Source organism: Bradyrhizobium aeschynomenes (assembly GCF_013178945.1).
In the GTDB taxonomy this organism is placed as follows: domain Bacteria; phylum Pseudomonadota; class Alphaproteobacteria; order Rhizobiales; family Xanthobacteraceae; genus Bradyrhizobium; species Bradyrhizobium aeschynomenes.
The window spans coordinates 18357-40611 of record NZ_JABFDM010000017.1; the positions used below are offsets into that span (position 1 = coordinate 18357).

Annotated in this window: 19 protein-coding genes; 8 read left to right on the forward strand and 11 right to left on the reverse strand. The window is 65.0% G+C overall.

What is annotated here, in order from left to right:
* Positions 1–6: 6 nt before the first annotated feature.
* Positions 7–2409 (reverse strand): TonB-dependent receptor, encoded by a 2403-nt coding sequence (locus HL666_RS31315; protein WP_172134354.1) that lies wholly within the window; start codon positions 2407–2409, stop codon positions 7–9.
* A gap of 344 nt (positions 2410–2753) precedes the next feature.
* Entirely contained in the window at positions 2754–3623 is an 870-nt protein-coding gene (locus HL666_RS31320) for an NAD(P)-dependent oxidoreductase (RefSeq protein ID WP_172113407.1), read from the reverse strand.
* Between the two features lie 262 nt (positions 3624–3885).
* Between HL666_RS31320 and HL666_RS31325 the strand changes: the two genes are divergently transcribed.
* From HL666_RS31325 to HL666_RS31340, 4 genes are all read left to right on the forward strand, one after another.
* The gene (locus HL666_RS31325; protein ID WP_172113408.1) at positions 3886–4332 is read left to right on the forward strand and encodes a VOC family protein; all 447 of its coding nucleotides are present in this window, start codon (positions 3886–3888) and stop codon (positions 4330–4332) included.
* A 132-nt stretch (positions 4333–4464) separates the two neighbouring features.
* The gene (locus HL666_RS31330) at positions 4465–5595 is read left to right on the forward strand and encodes an Mrp/NBP35 family ATP-binding protein (RefSeq protein ID WP_172113409.1); all 1131 of its coding nucleotides are present in this window, start codon (positions 4465–4467) and stop codon (positions 5593–5595) included.
* Positions 5596–5771: 176 nt separating this feature from the next.
* The gene (locus HL666_RS31335; protein WP_172113410.1) at positions 5772–6866 is read left to right on the forward strand and encodes a TRAP transporter substrate-binding protein; all 1095 of its coding nucleotides are present in this window, start codon (positions 5772–5774) and stop codon (positions 6864–6866) included.
* A 176-nt stretch (positions 6867–7042) separates the two neighbouring features.
* Positions 7043–8131, forward strand: a complete 1089-nt coding sequence (locus HL666_RS31340) for a TRAP transporter substrate-binding protein (RefSeq protein ID WP_172185406.1) — start codon at positions 7043–7045, stop codon at positions 8129–8131.
* A 96-nt stretch (positions 8132–8227) separates the two neighbouring features.
* On the opposite strand, the gene HL666_RS31345 is transcribed toward HL666_RS31340, so the two are convergent.
* The 4 genes from HL666_RS31345 to HL666_RS31360 all read right to left on the reverse strand — a co-directional run bounded on the left by HL666_RS31345 (position 8228) and on the right by HL666_RS31360 (position 12218).
* Positions 8228–9904, reverse strand: coding sequence for a TRAP transporter large permease (locus HL666_RS31345; RefSeq protein WP_172113412.1), 1677 nt, complete (start codon positions 9902–9904; stop codon positions 8228–8230).
* A gap of 24 nt (positions 9905–9928) precedes the next feature.
* Positions 9929–10510: a TRAP transporter small permease subunit gene (locus HL666_RS31350; protein ID WP_172113413.1), complete on the reverse strand. Its 582-nt coding sequence runs from the start codon at positions 10508–10510 to the stop codon at positions 9929–9931.
* 319 nt (positions 10511–10829) lie between these two features.
* The gene (locus tag HL666_RS31355) at positions 10830–11720 is read right to left on the reverse strand and encodes a cation diffusion facilitator family transporter (RefSeq protein WP_172113414.1); all 891 of its coding nucleotides are present in this window, start codon (positions 11718–11720) and stop codon (positions 10830–10832) included.
* A gap of 228 nt (positions 11721–11948) precedes the next feature.
* Complete coding sequence (locus tag HL666_RS31360; protein ID WP_172113415.1) at positions 11949–12218, reverse strand: hypothetical protein; 270 nt, start codon at positions 12216–12218, stop codon at positions 11949–11951.
* 335 nt (positions 12219–12553) lie between these two features.
* Here HL666_RS31360 and HL666_RS31365 point away from each other — a divergent pair, with 335 nt between their 5' ends.
* Entirely contained in the window at positions 12554–13036 is a 483-nt protein-coding gene (locus HL666_RS31365) for a hypothetical protein (protein ID WP_172134352.1), read from the forward strand.
* 320 nt (positions 13037–13356) lie between these two features.
* Entirely contained in the window at positions 13357–15360 is a 2004-nt protein-coding gene (locus HL666_RS31370; protein ID WP_172185408.1) for an SRPBCC family protein, read from the forward strand.
* 141 nt (positions 15361–15501) lie between these two features.
* Here HL666_RS31370 and HL666_RS31375 read toward each other — a convergent pair whose 3' ends face one another.
* From HL666_RS31375 to HL666_RS31395, 5 genes are all read right to left on the reverse strand, one after another.
* Positions 15502–17346, reverse strand: a complete 1845-nt coding sequence (locus tag HL666_RS31375; RefSeq protein ID WP_172134350.1) for a metallophosphoesterase — start codon at positions 17344–17346, stop codon at positions 15502–15504.
* Positions 17347–17468: 122 nt separating this feature from the next.
* The gene (locus tag HL666_RS31380; RefSeq protein ID WP_172185410.1) at positions 17469–18149 is read right to left on the reverse strand and encodes a spermidine synthase; all 681 of its coding nucleotides are present in this window, start codon (positions 18147–18149) and stop codon (positions 17469–17471) included.
* A 4-nt stretch (positions 18150–18153) separates the two neighbouring features.
* Complete coding sequence (moaA, locus tag HL666_RS31385; RefSeq protein WP_172185412.1) at positions 18154–19185, reverse strand: GTP 3',8-cyclase MoaA; 1032 nt, start codon at positions 19183–19185, stop codon at positions 18154–18156.
* Positions 19186–19334: 149 nt separating this feature from the next.
* Positions 19335–19817: a hypothetical protein gene (locus tag HL666_RS31390; protein WP_172134396.1), complete on the reverse strand. Its 483-nt coding sequence runs from the start codon at positions 19815–19817 to the stop codon at positions 19335–19337.
* Positions 19818–20094: 277 nt separating this feature from the next.
* Complete coding sequence (locus HL666_RS31395) at positions 20095–20781, reverse strand: HAD-IA family hydrolase (RefSeq protein WP_172185414.1); 687 nt, start codon at positions 20779–20781, stop codon at positions 20095–20097.
* Between the two features lie 181 nt (positions 20782–20962).
* Here HL666_RS31395 and rpiA point away from each other — a divergent pair, with 181 nt between their 5' ends.
* On the forward strand, positions 20963–21655 hold the full coding sequence (gene rpiA / locus HL666_RS31400) for a ribose-5-phosphate isomerase RpiA (RefSeq protein WP_172113422.1): 693 nt from the start codon (positions 20963–20965) through the stop codon (positions 21653–21655).
* Positions 21656–21704: 49 nt separating this feature from the next.
* Complete coding sequence (locus tag HL666_RS31405) at positions 21705–22226, forward strand: DUF2059 domain-containing protein (protein ID WP_172113423.1); 522 nt, start codon at positions 21705–21707, stop codon at positions 22224–22226.
* The last annotated feature ends 29 nt before the right edge of the window (positions 22227–22255 follow it).

Sequence of the window (22255 nt, forward strand, 5' to 3'; positions counted from 1 at the left end):
GCCGCCTCAGAACTTGAACGAGGCTTCGACCTCGTAGGTGCGGGGCGCGCCTAAGAAGATCTGGTCGGGATAGAACGGGTCGCTCCAGGCCGCATAGCGTTTGTCGGTGACGTTGCGGACGCGGAAGGCGAGGCGCGTGCTGGTCGCGGTCGCAAACAGCGGCACCTTCGGCAGATCGACAAAGGCAAACAGGTCGGCGGTCGTGTAGGCCAGCAGCTTCACCGTGTTGGCATCGGTGCTCCAGCGGTCGCCGACGTGACGGACCGAGAATCCGAGTTCGACCGGCCACCAGCCCGGATTGGGGAAGCGATAGGAGGCGCCCCCATTGATGATGACGGCGGGAATGTTCGGCGGCGTGTTGCCCGAGAACGAGCCGCTGCCGTCGGCGAGATCGTAGTCGGCGTAGCGCGCGCGGACATAGGCGACATTGCCCCAGAGCTTGCTCTCCGGCGTCGGCCGCACCGCGGCTGCGACCTCGATGCCCTGCGACTTCACCTTGCCGGCAAGATTGAGCTGCTGGCCGGCCTGGGCGCTGTAGACGTTGTTGCGTTCAATGTCGAAGGCCGAGAAGGTCCACTCGGCGCGGCCGTTCCACAGCAGTTGCTTGACGCCGGTCTCGTAGCTGCGGGAGTCCGACAGCGTCAGGTTCTGCGTCGGAGTCAGGATGAAAATGCTGTCGGCCGAGATGTCGGTCGCGGTTGCATATTGGCTGTAGAAGGTGGTGCCCGGCAGCGCCTCCCAGGTATAGCCGATGCGGCCGGTGAGCGGCTGCCAGCTCTTTGAATAGGGGAAGCCGGACCGCTCAGCGCCGTTCCTGATCCAATTGCGATCGAGCGTGAAGGGATTGTAGCGCAGGCCGCCGATCAGGGCGAAGGTGTCGGTGAGCTTCAGCCGGTCCTCGAGGTTCAGCGCGACGCTGTCGATGGTGGCGGTCTGCAGCTGCGTTCTCAAGTCGCCATAGGTGCCGCGGTCGAACCCGACCAGCGGGACCGATTCACCGGGAAAGTTCGCCGCGCCGGGCCGCGTGAAGTCGGTATGCGAGCTCTCGACCGAGCCGACCAGGCGGTTGGCCAGACCGAAGATGCTGCCGTTCCACGTCACGTCGGTGACATTGCCGACGATGTTGTGGTTGTGGTGGACGAAGAACCGCTCGCGATCGACCGGCCTTCCGTTCGTTGCGTTGGCGTTGTAGGCCGAGACCTCGTTGTTGTACCAATCGCGGCTGGCATTGTAATTGTAGATCTGGCTCCGCAGCTTGACGGCGTTGTTGAGATCCCATTCGAAGCCGCTGCGGACCCAGGACTCCTTGATGGTCTTGTGGCCGTCGATCACGTTGTAGTTGGTCGACAGCGTGCGGCGGTCGATGGTCACGGCATCGAGAGTGCTGCCGTTGTAGGCGGATATCTTGCTGCCCGAGACGATGCCGGCGGTCGCATTGATGCCGCTGTCGCTCGCCGGCACCAGCGGCGTGCCCTCATAGGGCTTGGCCTTGTAGTCCTTGAATTCGGCGGCAACGAAGGTCTTGAAGCTGTCGGATAAGCGGTAGTTCAATTGACCCGAGACGTGGACGTTCTTGAACTCGGTGTCGTCGATGAAGCCGACTTCTTTCGTCCGGCTGACATCGAAGCGGTAGTCGAGCCCCTGCACGGTGGTGCTGCCGCCCGAGCCGAAGCCGCTCCGGAACGTGCCGCGCTGGTCGAAGCCGATGAAGGCGTCGTTCTGAACCGGGCCCGTGTGAGGTACCTTCGTTACGAAATTGATGGTGCCGCCGACGGCGCCCTGGCCTGAACTCAGCGAGGAGGGACCCTTGAGAAACTCGATGCGGTCGAGATTGAAGGTCTCCATCGTCAGCGCCGTGAAGCCGGTCGGGCCGATGTTGATGCCGTTGTAGAGCACGTTGACCTGGTTGCCCTGGAAGCCGCGCATCGCAAAGCCGACATCGTTCGGCGCATCGCCGGCGCTGACGCCGGTCGCGCCTTTCACCGCGTCGACCGTCGTATGGTAGCCCTGCTCGCGCAGCGTCTCGGCGCCGATCACTTCGACCGCCGCAGGCACCTCGCGCGCCGTCAGGCCGAGGCGGCTGCCGATAGCAGGCGTCGCATTGCCGTTGAGGGGCGTCGCGGCCGAGCCGGCGGAGGAGGGAGTGGGCTGCGCCGCTGCCTGTGCCGGCGCAGCCGCGCGCCGCGCCGCAGGCCGCAGCATCCGCTTGGCGGCTTGCCCCGCCGATGACGTCCGGCCGGCCACCTGCCGCTGGCGCGGCGCATCGACCGTGACGTCCGGCAGCGGCGTATCCGCCGTCGTCCGCCTCCCGCTCGTGGCCTGCTGCGCATGGGCCGCCGGCATGGCGGACCAGCCTGCCAGCATCACCCCCGCCAGCGATATCGAAGCCCAGACGTTTCGCGTGCTCATTCCGAATTCCCCACCGCGGATGTCCGGCTGCCCGGCGCTCCGCTTCCAAGCCAAAGTTCGTCGTAGCGGGGACGAGAGTTAGCGTAGGTGGGAGCAAATGTAATGTTATAACATTACATTTACTTCCTTCTCCTCGTATGTGTCTCGATCGAGCAACATCTGCGAACGATTAGCGATTGCAATCGGTAACAGCGAGTCGCTTGGCGCGCAACGGGCGCTGCTCTGGGCGGGCGCGTCACGTTCCGTCGCGCCGCGCACAGGGCGGGGACGAGGAAGCGCCAGCGCGGGCGAAGCCTGCCGCCGCGCGGAAGCGGCGGCAGGGGATCAGATGGGACGCGACCGCGTCACTTCTCCAGACGCGCGAGCAGGCTGCACGTGTCCCAGCGCTTGCCGCCGAGCTTCTCGACCTCGGAATAGAACTGATCGACCAGCGCGGTCACCGGCAGATGGGCGCCGTTGCGGCGCGCCTCGCTGATGCAGATCGACAGGTCCTTGCGCATCCATTCCACTGCAAAGCCAAAGTCATATTTGCCTTCGTTCATGGCCTTGTAGCGGTTCTCCATCTGCCAGGACTGCGCGGCGCCCTTGGAGATGGTGTCGATGACTGCCGGCACGTCGAGGCCCGACTTCTTCGCGAAATGGATGCCCTCGGCGAGGCCCTGCACGAGACCCGCGATGCAGATCTGGTTGACCATCTTGGTCAGCTGGCCGGAGCCGGCCGGTCCAAGCAGCTTGCACATCCGGGCATAGGCCGCGATCACCGGCTCGGCGCCCGCGAAAGCATCCTGGGTGCCGCCGCACATCACGGTCAGCACGCCATTCTCGGCGCCCGCCTGGCCGCCCGAGACCGGCGCGTCGATGAATTTGAAGCCGGACTTGGTGGCTGCGGCGTCGAGCTCACGTGCCACTTCAGCTGATGCCGTGGTGTGGTCGACGAAGGTCGCACCCTTGGTCATGCCGGCGAAGGCGCCGTCGGGGCCGATCGTGACCGAGCGCAGATCGTTGTCATTGCCGACGCAGCACATCACGAAGTCCTGGCCTTCGGCGGCCTGCTTCGGCGTCGCCGCGGTCTTGCCGCCGAACTTGTCGGCCCATTCCTTCGCCTTGGCTGCCGTGCGGTTGTAGACGGTGACCTCGTGACCACCCTTCTTCACGAGATGTCCCGCCATGGGGAACCCCATGACGCCGAGACCGATGAAAGCGACTTTAGCCATATGAGTGACCTTGCCCTTGGGGTTCTGCCGGCGGCCTTGGGATGGCCGGGCGGTTCTTGGAGAGGAAAACATCAGCAGCCGGCCGGGTTCCGGCGGCGCGCTGGACGCCGCACCATAACGGCTTGCGAGGCGGGGGCAACGGCTTCGTGACGGATGCGAAAGGGCGCCGGCGTGCTAAAGAGGCATGGTCAGGATGGCTTGCAAAGCCGTCATTCCACGACGAAATCCAGACAAGCAACGAACCAGCCAGGGAGTGTCTCGCATGGGCGTCAGCGTCGGCGTGCTCGATCATTTCAATATCCGGACCCGCAACCTGCAGGAGACCGTGCGCTTCTATGAGGACGTGCTCGGGCTCGAGAATGGCGACCGGCCGAACTTCGCGTTTCCCGGCGCGTGGATGTACAGCGAAGGCCGTCCCGTCGTGCATCTGGTCGACATCTCGCCGACCTCCGAGGCGCAGAAGCCGGACTCCGGCGTCGTCCACCACGTGGCCTTCGTCAGCCGTGGCTTTGCCGGCATGAAGGCGCGGCTCGCAGCCAAGGGCATGCCGTTCGATGCGCGGCAGGTGCCGGGCGGCGAGCTGTGGCAGATCTTCGTCCGCGACCCCAACGGCGTGATGATCGAGCTCAATTACGAGGCAGCGAAGGAGCAGGCCGAGGATGCGCCTGACGAGAACTCCGGCGACGTCGGAACCATGGTGGCGTTTTGAGCCCGGCTTCATTATGAAGCAGCGCAACAGAGGGCTGACGCGATCCTTCCGGCAACGGCGGAAGATCGCGTCCGGCCAATATGATAGGACGCGACGATGTGGCGCGTTCTGAACTTTTTCAGGAGACGCGCCGTGAGCGTGACGCAGCAGCAGGTCATCGAGGCACTCAAGCGGGTCCGCTCGCCGCGCGGCGTGGCGCTTCCCGACGCCGGCGTGCTGTCGCCGATCACGGCGAACGACGGCAAGGTGTTCTTCTCGATCAACGTCGAGGCCAGCGAGGCGCGCGCCTGGGAGGATACCCGGGCAAAGGCCGAAGCCGCCGTGCGCGCCATTCCCGGCGTCACCATGGCGATGATCGCGCTGACCGCCGAGCGCAAGGCGGGTGCTGCGGCCCCACCGCAAAGGCAGGGCGGCGTGCAGCCGGTCGCGGCGCATCGGCCGCATCAGCACCAGCATCCGGCCGATTCGCCGATGTCGAAGCAGGCGGCGATTCCCGGCATCGCTGCGGTCATCGCGGTGGCCTCCGGCAAGGGCGGCGTCGGCAAGTCGACCACCGCGATCAATCTCGCGCTGGGCCTGCGCGATCTCGGCCTCAAGGTCGGGCTGCTCGACGCCGACATCTACGGCCCGTCGGTGCCGCGGCTCACCGGGCTGCAGGAGAAGCCGCAGCTGACGCCCGAGAAGAAGATGATCCCGCTGTCCCGCTTCGGCCTTGCGATCATGTCGATCGGCTTCCTGGTCGACGAGGACTCGGCGCTGGTGTGGCGCGGGCCGATGGTGATGTCGGCCATCAACCAGATGCTGCGCGACGTCGCCTGGGGGACGCTCGATGTCCTGGTGGTTGACATGCCGCCCGGCACCGGTGACGCCCAGCTCACGCTGGCGCAGAACGTGCCGCTGAAGGGTGCGGTGATCGTCTCGACGCCTCAGGACCTGTCCCTGATCGACGCCCGCCGGGGGCTTGCGATGTTCCGCAAGGTCAACGTGCCCGTGCTCGGCATCATCGAGAACATGAGCTATTTCCAGTGTCCGCAATGCGGGACGCGTTCGGACATCTTCGGCCATGGCGGCGCGCGCCACGAGGCCGAGCGTCTCGGCGTGCCGTTCCTCGGCGAGATCCCGCTGCATATGGACATCCGATCGACGTCGGACGCTGGCAACCCGGTGGTGGAGAGTGAGCCGAACGGCCCGCACGCGGCGATCTACCGGACTATCGCGTCCTCGGTGCGGGATCAGCTCAAGGGCGCCATCGCCGCGGCTTGATGCACTGCAGCGAAGTGCGTGCGACCATTGGACTGTTTGTCATCCCAACGTCGCGTTTTCGCTTAACCGGTTCCGTGCTAAAGCCCGGCCCGGATCGCCTTCGACCGTACGCGGCCAATCGTGTCGGCGGATAAAGTTTTCAACGGGAAACGCCCCCAACAAGGAGATGCCTTAATATGAAGCGTCGTGATTTTCTGAAGGTTTCGGCCGCGGGTGCCGCGGCGACGGCTGCGGTGGCCTCGCCGGCGATCGCGCAGTCGATGCCGGAAATCAAGTGGCGGTTGACCTCGAGCTTCCCGAAGTCGCTCGACACGATCTATGGCGGCGCCGAGTACATGGCGAAGCAGGTCGCCGAGATGACCGACAACAAGTTCCAGATCCAGGTCTTCCAGGCCGGTGAGCTGGTTCCGGGTCTGCAGGCGCTCGACGCCACCTCCAAGAACACCGTCGAGATGTGCCATACGGTGTCGTATTATTACGTCGGCAAGGACCCGACCTTCGCGATCTTCGCTTCGGTCCCGTTCGGCCTCAATGCCCGGCAGCAGAACTCCTGGCTGTACCAGGGCGGCGGCAACGAGCTCGCCAACGAGTTCTACAAGAAGGCCGCCAACGTCATTGGCTTCCCCTGCGGCAACACCGGCACTCAGATGGGTGGCTGGTTCCGCAAGGAGATCAAGACCGTCGCCGATCTCTCGGGCCTGAAATTCCGCATCGGCGGCATCGCCGGACAGGTGCTGCAGAAGCTCGGCGTCGTGCCGCAGCAGCTCGCGGGCGGCGACATCTATCCGTCGCTGGAGAAGGGCACTATCGACGCGGCCGAGTGGGTCGGTCCCTATGACGACGAAAAGCTCGGCTTCCAGAAGGTGGCCAAGTACTACTACTATCCGGGCTTCTGGGAGGGCGGTCCGACCGTCCACGCCTTTGCCAACCTCGACAAGTACAACGAGTTGCCGAAGCACTATCAGTCGATCCTCGCCAACGCGACGGTCAACGCCAACACCTGGATGGCTGCGCGCTACGACCAGGTGAACCCGGCAGCGCTGAAGCGGCTGGTGGCCGGCGGCACGCAGCTGCGTCCGTTCACCAACGAGGTGCTCGAAGCCTGCCTCAAGGCGACCAACGAGCTGTGGGCCGAGATCTCGGCCAAGAACGCCGACTTCAAGAAGGTGATCGACGCGATGCAGGCCTACCGCTCGGATGAATATCTGTGGTGGCAGGTTGCCGAGTATACCTACGACAGCTTCATGATCCGCTCGCGCACCCGCGGCTGATCGCAAGCATCCAAGATCGGCGGATCGAGATGGAGCCCGGCCTCGCAAGAGGCCGGGCTTTTGCGTTGCGGCAACTTTTCGCAATGGCACTCCGCCGCGCTTTGATCCACACTGGAACACAAGCCTCACAAGAAGGCTGCCCAGGAAACGCGCACACACCCAAGGGAGGGAAGACTATGAAGCGGAGAGACTTCATCAAGGTCACGGGACTCGGCGCTGCTGGTGCGGTGGCCATTGCGGCGCCGGCCATCGCGCAATCGATGCCCGAGCTGAAATGGCGCATGCCGACCAGCTGGCCGAAATCGCTCGACACGCTGTATGGCGGCGCCGAGATCATGGCCAAGGTAGTCGCCGAGGCCACCGACAACAAATTCCAGATCCAGCCGTTCGCGGCCGGCGAGATCGTGCCCGGCCTGCAGGTCGTCGACGCCGTGCAGAACGGCACGGTCGAGATCGGCCACACCGCGTCCTATTACTACTTCGGCAAGGACCCGACCTTCACCTTCGGCTCGTCGGTGCCGTTCGGCCCGAACATGCGCATCAACCAGGCCTGGTACATGCTGGGCGGGGGCCGCGAGATCCTCAACGAGTTCTACAAGAAATACAATGTGGTCTCGCTGCTGGCCGGCAATACCGGCTGTCAGATGGGCGGCTGGTTCCGCAAGGAGCTCACCGGCGTCAACGACCTGAAGGGACTCAAATTCCGCGTCGGCGGCTTTGCCGGCCGCGTGCTGCAGAAGCTCGGCGCGGTGCCGCAGCAGATTGCCGGCGGCGACATCTACCCGGCGCTGGAGAAGGGCACCATCGATGCGGCCGAATGGGTCGGTCCCTATGACGACGAGAAGCTCGGCTTCGTCAAGGTCGCGCCGCACTACTACTATCCGGGCTGGTGGGAAGGCGGGCCGATGCTGCTCGCCTTCGTCAACCAGGATAAGTGGAATGCGCTGCCCAAGCACTACCAGAAGATCCTGGAGCACGCCGGCCACTACGCCAACAACTGGATGATGGCGAAATACGACCAGGGCAACCCGCCGGCGCTGCGCCGGCTGCTCGCCGCCGGCGCCAAGCTGCACGCGTTCTCGCCGGAGATCATGCAGGCTTGCCTGAAGGCGGCGCGCGAGCTGCACAACGAGGTGTCGGCCACCAATCCCGACTTCAAGAAGACCTACGAATCGCTGTCGGCCTTCGCCGGCAACGGCTACTCCTGGTTCCAGGTCGCCGAGATCGGCTACGACGCCTTCATGGCGCGCAATCCGCTCGCCTGAGCACGCGCCGCCTCTCTGCTCGTGCACACGCAAGACAAAACCCCGGCGCAATGCGCCGGGGTTTTTCGTTGTCTGAGCGACGGAATGCCGCGGTCTTCACTGCTTCGGCGGATCGGTGTCGAATTTCGGCGGACCGAAATCGAGCGGCGGCGCGTCGATCTGCGGGATGTCGATCTTGATCGAGTTTGGATCGACGGTGGAGACGGCGCCCTTGTAGTGCATCACCATCGAGGGGAACAGGATCACCAGCAGCACCATGATCATCTGGATCACCACGAACGGCACGGCACCCCAATAGATCTGTCCCGTGGTCACCGGCTCCATCCGCTTTCCGGTGACGCGGTCGAGATATGAATCCTTCGGCGCCACCGAGCGCAGATAGAACAGCGCGAAGCCGAACGGCGGATGCATGAACGACGTCTGCATGTTCACGCCGAGGATGACGCCGAACCAGATCAGGTCGATGCCGAGCTTTTCGGCCGCGGGTCCGAGCAGCGGGATGATGATGAAGGCGAGCTCGAAGAAATCGAGGAAGAACGCCAGCACGAACACGAAGACGTTGACGAAGATCAGGAAGCCGACCTGGCCGCCGGGCAGGGAGGTCAAGAGGTGCTCGACCCAGACGTGGCCGTTGACGCCGTAGAAGGTCAGCGAGAACACGCGCGCGCCGACCAGGATGAAGACCACGAAGGCCGACAGCTTCGCCGTGGATTCGACGGCCTGCCGAACCAGGTCGAAGCTGAGCCGGCGCTTGATCGCGCCGAGGATGATCGCGCCGGTCGCGCCCATCGCACCGCCTTCGGTGGGCGTCGCCAACCCGATGAAGATCGTGCCGAGCACGAGAAAAATCAGGAACAGCGGCGGCACCATCACGAAAGTGGTCTGCTGTGCCATGCGCGACAGGAACCGATAGCCGGTGGTGCGCTCCAGGGCCCAGTTCACCACGGCGACCGCGAAGGCGAACACGATGCCGTAGAACATGCTGAGCACGACGAAATCGGCGCCATGATATTCGGAGCCGCGCATCATGAACCAGCCGAATGCGCAGGAGGCCAGGAACAGCACGCCGAGCGATTTCAGCCCGCGGTCGCCCGACTCCTCGCGGAAGCCGATCGCCTCCGCCGGCAGCCCAGGGGCTGATTTCGGGAAGATCATGCTGACGAGAAAGGCATAGCCTGCGTAGAGCGCGGACAGCACCAAGCCGGGGATGAAGGCGCCTTCGTACATGTCGCCGACCGACTTGCCGAGCTGGTCGGCCATCACGATCAGGACCAGCGACGGGGGAATAATCTGCGCCAGCGTGCCCGAGGCAGCAATGACGCCCGAAGCAACGCGCCGGTCATATCCGTAGCGCAGCATGATCGGCAGCGAGATCAGGCCCATCGAGATCACGGACGCGGCAACCACGCCGGTGGTGGCCGCGAGCAGCGCGCCGACGAAGATGACCGCGTAGGCGAGGCCGCCGCGGATGGTGCCGAACAGCTGACCGATGGTGTCGAGCAGATCCTCCGCCATGCCGGACCGTTCGAGCACCAGGCCCATGAAGGTGAAGAACGGAATCGCCAGCAGCGTGTCGTTGTTCATCACGCCGTAGACGCGTTCTGGTAGTGCCTGCAGGAAGTCCGGCCGGAATTCACCGAGCTCGATGCCGACGAGGGCGTAGAACAGGCCGACGGCGCCAAGCGAAAACGCTGCCGGATAGCCGAGCAGCAGCATGACGACCAGCGAGCCGAACATGATCGGCGCCATATTGGCGATCAGAAACGCTGTCATTGAAGTATCCCCCAGCCCGCCCGCTTATTTCTTTTCGATCGCTTCGACGAGGTGCTCGACCTCGGCCTCGATCCCGTGAGGCTTCGAAGCGTGGGGATCGGGAATGAGCCCGCGCATCACGGCGATGCGCTTGATCAGCTCGGAGATGCCCTGCACCAGCAGGAATACGAACCCAAGCATGATCAGGGATTTCGCCGGCCACTGAGGCAGGCCGCCGGCGTTGCTGGACTGCTCGTTGATCTCGATCGAGCGCAGGAAGAACGGCACGCTGGTGATGATCATCACGATGCACAGCGGCATCAGGAACAGCACGTGGCCGACAACGTCGATGGTGTCACGCAGCCATTTCGGCATCAGGGCATTGATGATGTCGATGCGGATGTGCTCGTTGTCGAGCAGGGTCCAGGGCGAGCACAGCAGGAAGACGGCCGAGAACAGCACCCATTGCAACTCGAGCCAGGAATTGGACGAGGTATCGAGCGTCTTGCGGATGATGGCGTTGAGGGTCGAGATGATGACCGCCAGCAGGATCAGCCAAGCCAGTCGCTTGCCTGTCCAGGTCGTGAACGCATCGATCCCACGGCTCAATTTCAGCAACGCTTGCAACGCAATCCTCCCCCTTGTCCCAAGATTGTCTCACGGCCCGCGTCTGGCTGCGCGTACGCAGCGGCCTTTTGCGGCCCGGCAGGCTCCGAAAACCGGGGCACCATTTCAGCGCCCGTTGTTGCCGTCAATCGGAAAATGGGCAAAAGGGGCGCTGCCGCAATGTGTTGCACCGCTGACGACGCCGCGCCACAGCTGTCGCAGCCGGCCGGCACGACGCCGCACCCGCCATCCCAGGCGGCTACATCCTCGGGCCGGATCTTCGGGGGCGGCGGGAGCCGCATCAGCGGGCCGCCGGTCCCTGCCGCGGCAAGCTTCGGCTTTACAGCACGACCACGCCGGAATGCTTGGCCTTGTTTTCCGGCTCGACGTGAATGGTGATCCAGCTGTGCTCGTCGTCCTCGCGCAGCGCGGCTTCAATCCGGTCGCAGATCTCGTGGGCCCGGTTGACCGACATCTCGCCGGGGACCACGAGGTGAAACTCGATGAAGGTCAGCTTGCCGGCATGCCGGGTCCGGACATCATGCGCCTCCAGCGCGCCGTCGGCATGCTGGCTGATGATCTGCCGGATGCGCGCGAGCGTGGCATCGGAGACGGCTTCGTCCATCAGGCCACCGGTCGACTCCTTGAGGACCTGCCATCCGGACCACAAGATGTTGACGGCGACGAGCAAGGCCAGCGCGGGGTCGAGAATGGGCAGCTTCAGCACCACCGCAAGGCCGAGCCCGATGACCACGCCGCCGGAGGAGACGACGTCGGTGAGGAGATGCCGGCCGTCTGCGACCAGCGCCGGCGAGCGCAGGCGCTTGCCACGTGTGATCAACAGCCAGCACCAGGCGGCATTGATGACGCTGGCGAAGCCATTCACGGCGAGGCCCTCGACCGGCGCCGCGAACGGCTGCGGGTTGCGGAAATTGCCGTAGGCCTCGTGGATGATGAGCAGCGCCGCGACGACGATCATGACGCCTTCGATCACTGCGCTGAAATACTCGACCTTGTGGTGGCCGAACGGGTGGTTGGCGTCGGGAGGCTTGGCGGCGATGCGCACCGCGAGCAGCGCGACCGCGGCGGTGACGACGTTGACGATGCTCTCGACGGCGTCGGAGTAGAGCGCGACCGAGCCGGTCAGCCAATAGGCGAGAAATTTCAGGCCGAGCACGATCGTCCCGACCACGAGACTGCCGATGGCGAGCTTGAGCGATTGGGAAAGCATGATGTCCTGATCCGGCCGAGAGCTGCGAGGTACTCAAGGCGGCGATGGAACGCAACGTCTGTTGCTGCGACCGGATCGCAGGAGAGTTGATGCTTCGTCGCATGGTCGGCGCAGGCGGCACCGGGCCACGATACCGCCTCGACCGCAACGATCCCGGAAATGGAAAGGCGGTGCCCGTCGCGATGGGCACGACCTTTCGCATCGCCAGAGTTCAGGGATCGGCGCCGACTACTTCTCCTTGATGATCGTGGTGGTGGTGCTGCTGCCGACGGTGCCCGAATCCTCGCAGACCTTGGTCTGCCTGATGCGGTCCTCGGCCTCGACGCGGCTGGTGAACGCCATCGGCCCGATCTGCGTCACGATCTCCCGGTCGGCGGGACGGGTGGTGGTGATGGTGCAGCGGTGGCTCGGTCCCTGCACGACGTAGTATTCATCAGCAAGCGCCGGGGCCAGCGATCCGATGATCAGTGCGCCAGCGAGAAGAAGGGGTGCTTTCATGGTCGCCTCTCTTTCCAGTTGTTTGCCGAAAGGAAGCACCGAGGCGATGAACAGACGAGCTGGGCATCGCTCGATCCTCTCCGTGGCTGAGCAACTCGCCGGGCCGTCTGTGGTTCCGACCGGGCATGCTCAGGACAATCGCCGCGGCGCAGCGTCCTGTGCGGTGAACGTTCGAGCGCGTCAGGGGACAATGGCGCCGGCATGCCGCGTCGACGATACGGCAATATGAACTGCGCGGGGGGTCGTCACATCTTTGGCGGAGATGAATGGATGCAGCCCTCGACTAATCAGGAGCGACATGTACGCTCCGTTGTGCTTGTCTGAGGGAGAAACGTATGCCGGATTCCACCAGGATGCTTGCTCTGATCGCCGCCTGTCATGATGAGGAGAAACTGCGCAGCTGGATTGCCAATGCTCGGAAAGCTGAGCAGAAAGACGTTGAAGATGCTGCCTTTCGTCGTTTGGTGGAAATCCTGCCCAAGGAAGCTCCGGGCACGGTGCAGCACGATTTCTGGAGAACGATCTATGCATTCGAACTCATCCTGACCGCGGAGCGTGGCAGGACAACGCGGCTGGCGCGTACCAGGCAAAAGGTGTCCAGGGTTGGTGAGATCGCGACGCTGAGGGACTGGGCTCTCGCCGACCGGAGCACGGATGGGTTCGACATGCTGCTCGAGCGCAAAATGCCGGAGCTGACGGGCGAGGCAATCGTCCTGCGGCATGCTGATCAGTTCGACGCGAGGGTCGTCTCTGCGGCTCAGAAGCGACTGGAGGCAGCCGGAGTGGACGTGTCTCGACTGCCGAGAACCGCCTCCTAGCTCCGGCCGCAGTCAGCCGGAGGAAATTGTTAAGTGGCCGATGCGCGGTGCGCTGAAGGCATCGTTGGTTCATGCGCAGCCGGCGACAGGTGATCAGCATGTTGAGGCCGAAATAGCTGCTGCCGAGCACAACGCCGACCAGGCCCATTTCGAGATCGAGACAGCCGAACCATGCCAGACGCGGTTCCAGGGATGGCCCGGCCGAGAAGGGATCCCCGTTGATCTGCCTGGGCGTCGCAATCGGTTGTCGCTTTGAGAGCGCAGCCTGAGCAAAAAAAGCTCGGCGACGATCTCCCGGCAGGCCGGCATTGAGTGTATGTTTGCGACAACTCGCCCTGACGGCGACGTGTCGGTCGGGCTGCAAACCTCCGCTGCTCCTGCACGCGGGTCTCGGTCGGGGGCTCGCCGCCTTGCCGTCTGCGACGTTGTCATCGGGGAGATCGGCCGTGACAGCCACCATAGCTCTGCCGCGATCGTCGGTCCGCGTTGCGCTCGAACTGCCTTATCCGACGCCGGAAGTCGCCGAATATCTGTTCGAGCCTGATGTCGTCGCGTATTGGCTTGGTGACGGATGCGCGCTTCTTCCCGCCCGGGGCGCGATCGTCCTGCTGCCGGATGCGACCGTCCACCGGCGTTCGCAGTGGATCGGTTCTGGCGGGCCCGGACGTGGACAAGTCACATCATTGACTTGGCCCTCCGCATCAGCGGGCGACGGTGATGCTGCGGGACTGACGGTCGAGCATCGCAGCTACGAGATCGTCGTCGCATTGGACGATGCGCCGGCCAAAGCGCGCGTGGCCTTTCGGCTGTCTCCACGGCCGAACGGCACGTCCCGGCTGCGCATCCAGCACAGTGGGATCGAAAGCGAAGCCGAGCGGCGCGCCAGCCTGAAGGCCTGGTCGGGCGCGTTGACGAGAATAGGACGTATCCTGGTTCAGGCCGAGCGGAGCCGCCGTCGCGATCGGCAAGCGGTGATCGTCGTTCACGGTATCGGCGAGCAGCGCCCCGGCCAGCTGCTGCGCGGGTTCGTCGCGAACATCTTCGACCCGGATGCCGGCGATCTTCACTTCGTGAAGCCCGACTATGTGTCCCCGTTGTTCGAAATGCGGGTCGCCACCGTGCCCCGCAGCGATGCAGCGCGACCGACCACCGACATCTACGAGCTGTACTGGGCGCATCTGATCCGCGACACCACCGTTGCGCAGGTCTACGGATGGATGCTGCGACTGATCTTGTCGCGCGACAACCGGATTCCACCGACGCTGGTCCGGCTCGTTTGGCTGATCCGCATCGTGCTGGTCGCCGCGATCATCGCATTCGCGTGGCTGATGACGCTGGACGTGTCCGGCTGGCTCAAGGGCATTGCCGGCGGCGCGCTGGTTTCGCTGCCGGCCATCGCCTCCTTCGTGCTCAAAGCGCTGCGCGACGAGTTCATCGTCGGCTATGCCGGCGACGCCGCGCGCTATCTCGAGCCCCGCGCGGAGAACATCGCGCGCCGGCAGGAAATCCGCGAGGCCGGCACCAAGCTGCTCGAAGCGTTGCACGACGGCGGACGCTATGCCCGCATCATCGTCTATGGTCATAGCCTCGGCAGCGTGATCGCCTACGACATCCTCAGCCATGCATGGGCGAGGCACGCCCGCAGCCGGGGGGCCGTGCCGAAGACCAGCAGCCGCGCGCTGCGGGCGCTGGAGAATCTGCTCAACCCACGCCCCGGTCGCGACAAGGCGGTCGATGTCGATCAGGTGCAGTCGATGCAGCATGCCGCGTGGCTGGAATATCGGCGCAACGGCTTTCTCTGGCGGGTCAGCGATTTCGTCACGGCGGGCTCGCCGCTCGCGCATGCCCGCTGGCTTCTGAACCTGGATGCAGCCACCGAATTCGCGGACCTCGTTCGCGAGCGATCCTTTCCCACCTGTCCTCCGCAAACGGAGCAGATCCCCAGCCCGGCGGTCGGGATGTTGCGAAAGGTCTTCACCTTCACCCATGCCTATGAGGACGAGCGAAGTCCACGTCGGACGCGGTCAGTTCAGGTGCCGCACCATGGCGGGCTGTTCGCGCTGACGCGGTGGACGAACCTGTACTTTCCCTACACGGGGCTGATCGCCGGCGACCCCATCGCCGGCCCGCTTCGGCCATGCTTCGGCGAGTGGATCAGGGATGTGAAGCTCCGGGTGACGAAGGGCTTCGCGCATTGCCGCTATACAGACCGATCCCTTGAACCCGACGCCGTGGCGGAACTGCGCACCGCGCTCCGCCTGCCGCTCCGGCGTCCCATGGCCGACTTCGCCCCGTCGGGGCGCGACCTCGCAGGGCAAAGTTGAGTGCTGCCGGCGCGCCGGTATCCCATGCCGTAGCACGGAACAGATAAGTCGCAACTCGCGGCTACGACCGGCAGCGGCCATAGCATAGAGCAGAACCGGCCGGCCGTCACGCCGGGTTCAGCTGACGCGCCATCCATGTGATCAGGCCTCAGGTCGACTTGCCGGTCCCGACCGGCCGGAGACCACGAACCTTTCGATCAGGTGCGGCTGCAAGGGCATCGCTGGAATCCATTGCGGCTGTGCCGAATTGCCGGCGCTGGCGCCGGGGTTCGCCTTCCAGTCGCGCCGTCGCGGCACGCGATCGAGGCCGATGGCGTGGACCTCGATGGCTTCGCCTTCGATGCGCAGCCGGAGGAAGTTGTTGTAGTGGCCGATGCGCAGCGCGCTGAAGGCATCGTTGCGGTTCATCCGCAGCCAGCGGCAGGTGATGAGCATGTTGAGGCCGAAATAGCTGCTGCCGAGCACGAAGCCGACGCTGCCCATCTCGAGCGCCAGCCAGCCGAGCCAGATCCAGACGCTGTACCACGGATGACCGGGCGGGAAGAGATCGCCATTATACGCGTTGAAAAAAATGGCGGCTGTGAGAGCCGTGCCGACATGGGCGGCGACGTGGACCAAGCTCGTGCCGGTGACGATCATCGCCTTGCGGAATTGAAGCCAGAGATTTTCATTGGCAAGCTCGTCGAAATCGTCCGGCTTGATGCGCCGGCGCCGCCATTTGTGGAAGATGTCGACAAGCGACACATGTTCCTGCCGCGTCGTGTAGCCGATGATGCCGGCGCCAAGCGCCAGCGTCACCAGGATATAGATGTCGATCTCGTCGCGCAGCCCGACCAGCACGCCGACGGCGAAATACACCAGCCCCATGAAAATCGAAAAATCCCAGTTCGTGACGGCGAACCACAGATTGCGCCAGAGCAGGCGGCGGCTCGTCGGCATGGAGGGGTAGGCGGTAGGCTCCTTGCTGCCAGCCTTGGTGGCCAGGGTCAGCGGCACCTTCGTGCCGGTCCAGCGCACGCTGACGTTCTTCTCGAGCTGGTGGGTCGGGTGCAGGAAGGCGCCGCCGCCGCCCGATGTGACGAACTGCGTGCCGTCTTCAGCGTGATAGCGGCTGTAGTGATGGGTGTCGCCGGACAGCAGCAGTGGAATCGTCAGTGCCTTGTCCGCCTTCTTGGCGATGCCCAAGGCGTAGTCGACGATCTCCCATGATCGCATGTTGGTGTCGGTGTAGAGCCAGCCCGGCTCCGCCGTGCACAGGATGATGTTCGATCCCGGCTTGAGCCGGTCCGACCGCGCGATGAGATCGAAGTAGTCCGCCTGCGGCTGGTCCATGTTGTCGGCGAGCTGGATGTCCATGCCCCACAGCCACCAGCTCTCGGTGAGCTGGAGCGCGAAATAGCTGCGCTTCTGCTGGGTGCGCCAGGAGCCGAAATGGGTCGGCGTCGGCCGGGTGAAGTAGGCGAGGAACTGCACCAGCCCATCGTACCAGTCGTGATTGCCGGGGATGGCGAACAGCGGAACGCCGTCGTCGTCCGTCTTGTCGTGGTCGGGAGAGGCCCATTGATAGGGCTTTCGCAACTGATTCCGGTAGGTCTGGGCGTTGGCGAGCGGATAGACCTCGTCACCGCCCATGATGAGCATCTCTCCGCGCGGCAGAGTTTCGCCGCCGAGCTCCAGTGTCTGGCGGGCAAGCAGGCAGGCCACCGCATAGGTGCTGTCGAAGCCGTCGCCGAGATCGGCGACGAAGTCGATCCAGACGGGGCCCTGCGTCGTCGGGCTGAGGCTCCTCGCGAACGCCGTCGCGCGCGCCATGTGTTCGTCGGGCGTCACCGTATCCAGCGCGGCCACCATCAGGCGCCGGTCGGCATATTGGCCGAACATCGCAGAGGTGACGACGTTGTTGAGGAGCTTGATGAGCAGCAGTGGATTGAACCAGCGCGTCATCCGCGGATAGGTCTTGGTGTCCTGCAAAAGGTCGACGGTCATGCCAATGAGCCTCGCGGAGAGGGCGTGTCGAAAAAGCAATTCAAAAGGAACTTTGCGAGCTTAACAGGCGTCGGCGAGAACTCAACTGCGACGGGTGCAAGCGCGACGGCGGCGCTGCCTGGTCACGCCGGCCGTGTCGCGATCCAGATCACGTGACGAGCGCCGCGGCCGCCGCGGCCGGTGGCGCGAATCTTGATCTCCTCGGCGGCAAAGCCGGCCTTGCGCAGCTGCGGGGTGAAGTGGTCGGCCGGATGCGACGACCACACCGCGAGCACGCCGCCGGGACGTAGCGCCGAGAACGCGGCGCGCAAGCCAGAGGAGTCGTAGAGCGCGTCGTTGGACTGCCGGGTCAGGCCCTGCGGGCCATTGTCGACGTCGAGCAGGATGGCATCGTAGGTGCCGCGCGCGGCCGCGATCAGCTTTGCGACGTCGCCTTCGCGGATGTCGACGCGCGGGTCAGCGAGGCTGTCGCCGGACAGTTCGGCCATCGGCCCGCGTGCCCACATGATCACCGCCGGCACCAATTCGGCCACGGTGACACGCGCCTGCGGTCCCAGCACCTTCAGCGCGGCGCGCAGGGTGAAGCCCATACCGAGGCCGCCGATCAGCAGATGCGGGGCAGGGCGGTCCTTGAGCCGCGCGCAACTCAACGTCGCCAGCGCTTCCTCGGAGCCGTAAAGGCGGCTGCTCATCAGCTCGTTCTGGCCGAGCTTGATGGCGAACTCGCGGCCGCGCTGCATCAGCCGCAGCGGCTCGCCGCCGCCGGGCACGTCAGCGGTGTCGATCAGCTTCCAGGGCAGCACGTCGTCAGCCGCCCGTCACGCTCATGTGCCGGCTGACGCTCGGACGGTTGTGGCGGCGGTCGATGATGAAGTCGTGGCCCTTCGGCTTCAGGCCGATGGCGCGGTCGATCGCATCGCTCAGCTGCTCGTCGCTGGCCGAGGCGCGCAGCGGCTTGCGCAAATCGGAGGCGTCCTCGTGGCCGAGGCAGGTGTGCAGGGTGCCGGTGCAGGTGACGCGCACGCGGTTGCAGCTCTCGCAGAAATTATGCGTCATCGGCGTGATGAAGCCGATCGTGCCGCCGGTCTCGGCGACGCGGACGTAGCGCGCGGGGCCGCCGGTGGTCTCGTCGAGATCGGTCATCGTGTATTTCTGCGCGAGCCGGCTGCGCAGCAGCGACAGCGGCAGATACTGGTCGATGCGGCCTTCGCCGATCTCGCCCATCGGCATCACCTCGATCAAGGTCAGCGCCATGCCCTTGCCGTGCGCCCAGTCGATAAGGCCGGGGATCTCGTCCTCGTTCACGTTCTTGAGCGCAACCGCGTTGATCTTGATCGCGATGCCGGCAGTCTGCGCGGCCTCGATGCCGGCGAGGACGCGGTCGAGATCGCCCCAGCGGGTGATGGTGCGGAATTTGTCGGGATCGAGCGTATCCAGCGAGACGTTGATGCGGCGGACGCCGCAATCGGCGAGCTCGGCGGCATATTTCGCAAGCTGTGTCGCGTTGGTCGTCATCGTCAGCTCGTTGAGCGCGCCGCTCTTCAGATGTCGCGACAGCGAGCGCACCAGGCCCATGACGTTGCGCCGGACCAGCGGCTCGCCGCCGGTGAGCCTGAGCTTCTTCACGCCCTTGTTGATGAAGGCCGAGCAGAGCCGGTCGAGCTCCTCGAGCGTCAGGAGATCGGCCTTCGGCAGGAAGGTCATGTCCTCCGACATGCAGTAGAAGCAGCGCAGATCGCAGCGGTCGGTGACCGAGACGCGCAGATAGGAGATGCGACGGCCGAACGGGTCGGTCATCGGGCGCGTCAGGGCGGTGTCGCTCAACGTCTCAGCAGTCATGGATGGCCTTGCGGGTGGCGGCGATGCCACGAGGCGGCCGCGTGAGGCACGTGGCCGATGTCAGTTACGAGCCAATCTAATCATGATCCGCGCGCCTCACAATCGCCAACGCCGCATCGTCGATGTTGCGCCGCACGCGAGCGCGGCCGCTACTGCCGCGCCGCGCCGGGAACCGGTGCGGGGAAGGCCGAGCCGGTGGTTGCCGGCGCGGCGGCCGCGGGCGCGGCGGCGGACTTCTGCGGCTTCGGCTTCTTCGGTCGCATGTGCTTGACCGCCTTCGGCGGTGCTCCCGGCGCCGGCTGCAGCTCGGCCACGACCGGGCTCGGATCCATTACGACCGGCGGCGACGAGTTGAAATCGCCGGTGTTGCGGATCACCTGCACCGGGATGGTTGCCGGCAGGTATTTGTCCATCGTGAAGGTGACGCTGAAGCCCGCATCGGGCGCCGGGACCTGGACGGTGCACGGCGTTCTGCAGCCCGGTCCGAGCGAGGTTTTGGCGTCGGCGCCTGGTGGCACCGATTCGAGCTGCACGGGAATCTCGGGCGCCGCCAACTTGAAGCTGTCCATGGAGAAGGACGAGCAGCCGGCAAGGCCGGCTCCCGCAACGGCAATTGCGATGACACGCCGCATCATGATGTCCGCCCCACAGCCCTGCGGCCATCGGCCGCAATCCCAAGGCGACCATAGGAGCGTCAGAACAGCGGCGCAACTGTGGTCAACCCTATTCTCAACAGAACGTTAACGTCCTGCGCCGTGCAGCTTTCTTTCGACAAAGCAACGAGTTAAGCGTGGATGTGGCAGTCGGATCGGAGATCCGGGCCATCGGCCGGGAGTTGCATCGAGAGCACGTTTCTCCGCGCGGGAGAGACCGATCTCGGCGCGTGCGTTCATGCAAATCGCGGTCTGGTCAGCCGTTTCTGAGCGAGGAACCGAGCGCTGCGACTGCGGCCGGCAGCTCGCGCATGTGGTCGATCAGGTGGTCCGGATTCAGTTCGGCAATCGGGACGTCCGTATAGCCGAACGTGCAGCCGATCACAGGCACGCCGGCCCGACGCGCCGCTCCGACGTCGGTGCCGGCATCGCCGACCATGATCGCGGCGCCGATCGCGCCGCCGGCCTGCGCGATGGTCTGGCGCAGGATCGTCGGGTCGGGCTTGGCGACGCCGAACGTATCGGCGCCGCAGATGGCGGCGAAGCGGGAGGACAGGCCGAGCTGGTCGAGCAGGCGCTTGGACAGCCATTCGAGCTTGTTGGTGCAGACCGCGAACTGGCAGCCGCGGCCGGCGAGCTCGTCGAGCGCCGCTTCCAGCCCGTCGAAGGGGCGCGATTCGATCGCGATGTTCTCGGCATAGAAATCGATGAAATCGGCGGTGAGCCGGTCCATGTCCTCCGTGCTGGCGAAGCGTCCCTCCGCCTCCAGCCCGCGTTCGAGCAGCTTGCGCGCGCCGTGCCCGATCATCTTGCGGGCCGAGGCCAGTGGCACCGGCCGCAGCCCTTCGCGCTGCAAGATATGATTCAGCGCGTTGATGAGGTCCGGCGCCGTGTCGACCAGGGTGCCGTCGAGATCGAAGACGATGGTGCTGGAGATGGGCATCGGTATCCGCTACCGGGCAGCCCTCGCCCTTGCAAGAGGGCCAGGCCTGCTTTTTGTCCGATTTCGTGACCGCCGGGAGCCAGCAAGAGCTAGGCCTTGCGGCAAAACACCGCTAGATATGCCCCGGTTTTCGGCCCCCGCCCGGTGGGGGTCCATCCGAGGGGCGGGTGTCTTGGTCGATATGGACGCATTGAAACGGCAGGCGGCGGCGCGTGCGCTGGAGGAGGTCGAGAGCGGCATGAGGCTCGGCCTCGGCACCGGCTCGACCGCCAAGCATTTCGTCGATCTGCTTGGTGAAAGGGTGCGTGCCGGGCTGAAGGTCGTGGGCGTGCCGACCTCGGAGGCGACGCGGGCGCAGGCGGAAGCCTGCGGCGTGCCGCTGACCACGCTCGACGAGATCGACCGCCTCGACATCACCGTCGACGGCGCCGACGAGATCAATCCGGCGCTCGACCTGATCAAGGGCGGCGGCGGCGCGCTCCTGCGCGAGAAGATCGTCGCCAGCGCCTCGGCTCGCATGATCGTGATCGCCGACGAAACCAAATGGGTCGCGCGGCTCGGCCGCTTCCCGCTGCCGGTCGAGGTGGTTCCGTTCGGTCTCGCCGCGACCCAGCGCGAGATGGGCGACGCCTTCGCCAAGGCTGGCGTGTCCGGGCCAATGAGCGTGCGCAAGTCCGCAGATGGCCACGTTTTCGTCACCGATGGCGGCCACTGGATTGTCGACGTTCGCCTGGGGGAGATCGAGGATCCCCCGCGTCTGGCGGGCCTTTTGAGCGCAATTCCAGGCGTGGTCGAGCACGGGCTGTTCATTGGCCTCGGCAGCACCGCGATCCTGGCGGGCGCACAGGGAATTCGCGTTATCCAGCGGCCTTGAGTGCAGCAGGACTTTCTGCTCAAGGCGGCAATCTCACAGGAGACTTGGAATGAAGAGCGTGTTCAGAATCTTGCCGGCCGCCGGAATCGTGCTGGCTCTGGCCTCTGCGAGCCCCGCTGCCGCGCAGGGCCAGCCGCCGGCCCTGAAGCCGGCCTCGGCCGCCTGCATGGCGGGCGCGCGTGAGATTCTGGCGATGAAGAACGCGGGTGCGATGTACGCCAATGCCGTTCCCGGGATGGTGCAGCAGACCAAGCAGGCGCTGCTGCAGTCCAACCTGAACTACCAGAAGGACCTCGACGAGGTCGCCGTGATGGTCGCGCAGACCTACGCCGGCAAGGAGAAGGAGATCGGCGAGAAGATGGCGCAGATCTACTGCAACGAGTTCTCGGACGCCGAGATCGCCAACCTCGTCACCTTCTACAAGTCGCCGATCGGCCAGAAGCTGCTTGCGGCCGAGCCGAAGGCGATCCAGATGAGCATGCAGGCGATGAACCTGTGGGCGGCGGAGTTCTCCGACACGGTTACCGCGCAGTTCCGCGCCGAGATGCGCAAGCGCAACAAGCCGATCTGAGGTTTGTCGCGGCGAGAACAGGTCGGGGG

Coding starts and splice junctions, on each gene's coding strand:
- HL666_RS31390 (WP_172134396.1), bottom strand. CDS start 19,817: ATGCGGCGTGTCATCGCAATTGCCGTTGCGGGAGCCGGCCTTGCCGGC.
- HL666_RS31315 (WP_172134354.1), bottom strand. CDS start 2,409: ATGAGCACGCGAAACGTCTGGGCTTCGATATCGCTGGCGGGGGTGATG.
- HL666_RS31340 (WP_172185406.1), top strand. CDS start 7,043: ATGAAGCGGAGAGACTTCATCAAGGTCACGGGACTCGGCGCTGCTGGT.
- HL666_RS31365 (WP_172134352.1), top strand. CDS start 12,554: ATGCCGGATTCCACCAGGATGCTTGCTCTGATCGCCGCCTGTCATGAT.
- HL666_RS31395 (WP_172185414.1), bottom strand. CDS start 20,781: ATGCCCATCTCCAGCACCATCGTCTTCGATCTCGACGGCACCCTGGTC.
- HL666_RS31355 (WP_172113414.1), bottom strand. CDS start 11,720: ATGCTTTCCCAATCGCTCAAGCTCGCCATCGGCAGTCTCGTGGTCGGG.
- HL666_RS31320 (WP_172113407.1), bottom strand. CDS start 3,623: ATGGCTAAAGTCGCTTTCATCGGTCTCGGCGTCATGGGGTTCCCCATG.
- HL666_RS31375 (WP_172134350.1), bottom strand. CDS start 17,346: ATGACCGTCGACCTTTTGCAGGACACCAAGACCTATCCGCGGATGACG.
- HL666_RS31335 (WP_172113410.1), top strand. CDS start 5,772: ATGAAGCGTCGTGATTTTCTGAAGGTTTCGGCCGCGGGTGCCGCGGCG.
- HL666_RS31325 (WP_172113408.1), top strand. CDS start 3,886: ATGGGCGTCAGCGTCGGCGTGCTCGATCATTTCAATATCCGGACCCGC.
- rpiA (WP_172113422.1), top strand. CDS start 20,963: ATGGACGCATTGAAACGGCAGGCGGCGGCGCGTGCGCTGGAGGAGGTC.
- HL666_RS31345 (WP_172113412.1), bottom strand. CDS start 9,904: ATGACAGCGTTTCTGATCGCCAATATGGCGCCGATCATGTTCGGCTCG.
- HL666_RS31405 (WP_172113423.1), top strand. CDS start 21,705: ATGAAGAGCGTGTTCAGAATCTTGCCGGCCGCCGGAATCGTGCTGGCT.
- moaA (WP_172185412.1), bottom strand. CDS start 19,185: ATGACTGCTGAGACGTTGAGCGACACCGCCCTGACGCGCCCGATGACC.
- HL666_RS31360 (WP_172113415.1), bottom strand. CDS start 12,218: ATGAAAGCACCCCTTCTTCTCGCTGGCGCACTGATCATCGGATCGCTG.